The 2,592-nt window shown below is 69.3% G+C and carries 2 protein-coding genes; both read left to right on the forward strand.

Annotated features, from left to right (window positions below; genetic code table 11):
* Positions 1–250: 250 nt before the first annotated feature.
* On the forward strand, positions 251–655 hold the full coding sequence (locus ACFWUQ_RS25960) for a hypothetical protein (RefSeq protein ID WP_384542522.1): 405 nt from the start codon (positions 251–253) through the stop codon (positions 653–655).
* A gap of 551 nt (positions 656–1,206) precedes the next feature.
* A complete protein-coding gene (locus ACFWUQ_RS25965) occupies positions 1,207–2,442 on the forward strand; it encodes a branched-chain amino acid ABC transporter substrate-binding protein (RefSeq protein ID WP_384542524.1) in 1,236 nt (411 codons plus the stop codon).
* The last annotated feature ends 150 nt before the right edge of the window (positions 2,443–2,592 follow it).

Below are 2,592 nucleotides of genomic sequence, written 5' to 3' on the forward strand. Positions count from 1 at the left end.
GGCCGGGGCCCAGCGCGGTGACCCGCCCCCCGCGCCCCCCCCCCCCCCCCGGGGGGGGGGCCCGCCCCCCGCGCCGCGCGGGGACCGCCCGGCCGCGGCGCCCGCGGCCCACCGCCCCGGCGCGCCACCGCCCCCACCTCCGCCCCACGCGCACTCGCACCCGCACCCGCACCCGCCCGGAATACGACAGTCCGACTACATTCCCCCGCGAGCGGTTGTGTCACCGAAGGTGACCGCCTACCTTCCCCTCATGGGGACACCGCCACGCACCTCCCTCCGGCGCGCGGCCGCATCCACCCTTTTCGCGGCTTTCACCGTGACCGGATGCTCCCCCTCCGCCTCCGCTCCCCCGACCGGCTCGCACGCCCCCGCGCCCGCTCCCGCTCCACCCGCGCGAATCTGCACCACCCTCGTCTCCTACTGGGCCAGGGAGACCCTTCTGGGCACCACCTGGTCCGGCCTCGACTGGGAACAGAAGGGGCTCTCGAACGCCCAGTACGCCATCCACGAGGACGCCGTCGCCGCAGGCCGGGCCGAGGAGGCAACGGCCGGGCGGGCCAAGGCACTTGAGCTGATCGACCGGTACGTCGCCCGGCGCTGCGCGGAGGAGGACGGCGCCACCGGCAGAGCGGCCGCCCCGAGCCCCGCCGAGTGAGCCGGGTCACCGCATTCCCGCACGCCCTGTCCGGCTTCCGGTCCATCCGCCGCCCGTCCGCCGCGGAAGCGAACCGCAGGTCGCAGGCCCTTTGCCCGCTTCGGGAAGATCCACTCCAACGCGCCCCCGCAGCCCCGTCGATCACGCTGCGTAATGGCGGCATCGTACTTAATCGCCCTTTTCCCTGGGGAAATACCACTCGACGGATTGTTTCGGCCACGCGCAGCCACATTCGAAGCAATTCGATCAGCGACAGGACCATGAAGGTCTCAAGCGCCTTAGTTAACTAGGGGATTCTCAACATGCGGACACACGGCAGCGCGGCTAAACGCCCGTTTTGTCCGTACTCTCACCACACATTTTTGGCCTTGGCATAACAAGAGAGTCACATCCTCCTTTCCCCGCTCCCCGCGCTCACCACCTCGGGCCTAGAGTCACGGCCAGTCACCGCGCCGCAGGGCGCGAATCAGCACGGCCGTGTATCTCCCAGTGCGGCCCGGCGGCTCAACGGCACCTCGACAGAGGCGGCCGCGCCAGGGAAAGGAAGAATCGTGCGACACCGTTCTTTGCTCGTTCTCACCACCGTGATCACCACGGGAGCACTGACCCTCACCGCTTGCGGCTCGCGCGACGACGCAGGTTCCAAGGACAACAGCGGCAGCAAGAAGACCGTCGTCGTCATCGGCGTGGACGCCCCGCTCACCGGCTCCCTGTCCGCCCTCGGCCAGGGCATCAAGAACTCTGTCGACCTCGCGGCCAAGACGGCCAACAAGAACAACGAGGTCCCCGGCATCGAGTTCCAGGTCGAGGCCCTCGACGACCAGGCGGTCCCCGCCTCCGGCCAGGCCAACGCCACCAAGCTCGTCGGCAACAAGGACGTCGTCGGCGTCGTCGGCCCCCTGAACTCGGGCGTCGCCCAGCAGATGCAGGGCGTCTTCGCCTCCGCCAACCTCGCCCAGGTCTCCCCCGCCAACACCAACCCGGCACTCAGCCAGGGCGACAACTGGGGCAAGGGCGAATTCAAGCGCCCCTTCGCCACCTACTTCCGCACCGCCGCCACCGACGTCGTCCAGGGCAAGTTCGCCGCCCAGTACCTCTTCAGGGACGCCGGCAAGAAGAAGGTCTTCGTCGTCGACGACAAGCAGACCTACGGCGCCGGCCTCGCCGCGATCTTCTCCGACGAGTTCAAGAAGCTCGGCGGCGAGGTCGTCGGCACCGACCACGTCACCGTGAAGGAGACCGACTTCTCCTCCACCGCCGACAAGGTCAAGTCCTCCGGCGCCGACTCCGTCTACTTCGGCGGCCAGTACCCCGAGGGCGGCCTGCTCGCCGACCAGATCAAGAAGACCGGCGCCAACATCCCCACCATGGGCGGCGACGGCATCCAGGACCCCGCCTTCATCAGCGCCTCCGGTGAGGCCAACGAAGGCGACCTCTCGACCTCCATCGGCTACCCCGTCGAGAAGCTCCCCACCGCCAAGCAGTTCATCGAGGACTACAAGGCCGGCGGCTACAAGGACCCCTACGCCGCCTACGGCGGCTACTCCTACGACGCCGGCTGGGCCGTCGTCCAGGCCGTCAAGGCCGTCGTCGCCGCCAACGGCGGCAAGCTCCCCGCCGACTCCCGCGCCAAGGTCGTCGAGGCCCTCGGCAAGGTCTCCTTCGAAGGCGTGACCGGCAAGGTCGCCTTCGACCAGTACGGCGACACCACCAACAAGCAGCTCACCGTCTACAAGGTCGAGGGCGGCAAGTGGGTCGACGTCAAGAGCGACACCTTCAACGAGTAACCCCCGCACCACCCCGCACCACCCAGCACCACCGCCTGAAATGAACCACACCGCGGGCGGGCGCCAAAACCCGCCAACCGCGCGCTGAGATACCACCCCCGCCACCGCGGGCCCTCGGTGGCCCAACAGGCCCCACCACAGGACCAACGC

Origin of the sequence: Streptomyces sp. NPDC058662, from assembly GCF_042716255.1 — a bacterium.
GTDB lineage: Bacteria > Actinomycetota > Actinomycetes > Streptomycetales > Streptomycetaceae > Streptomyces.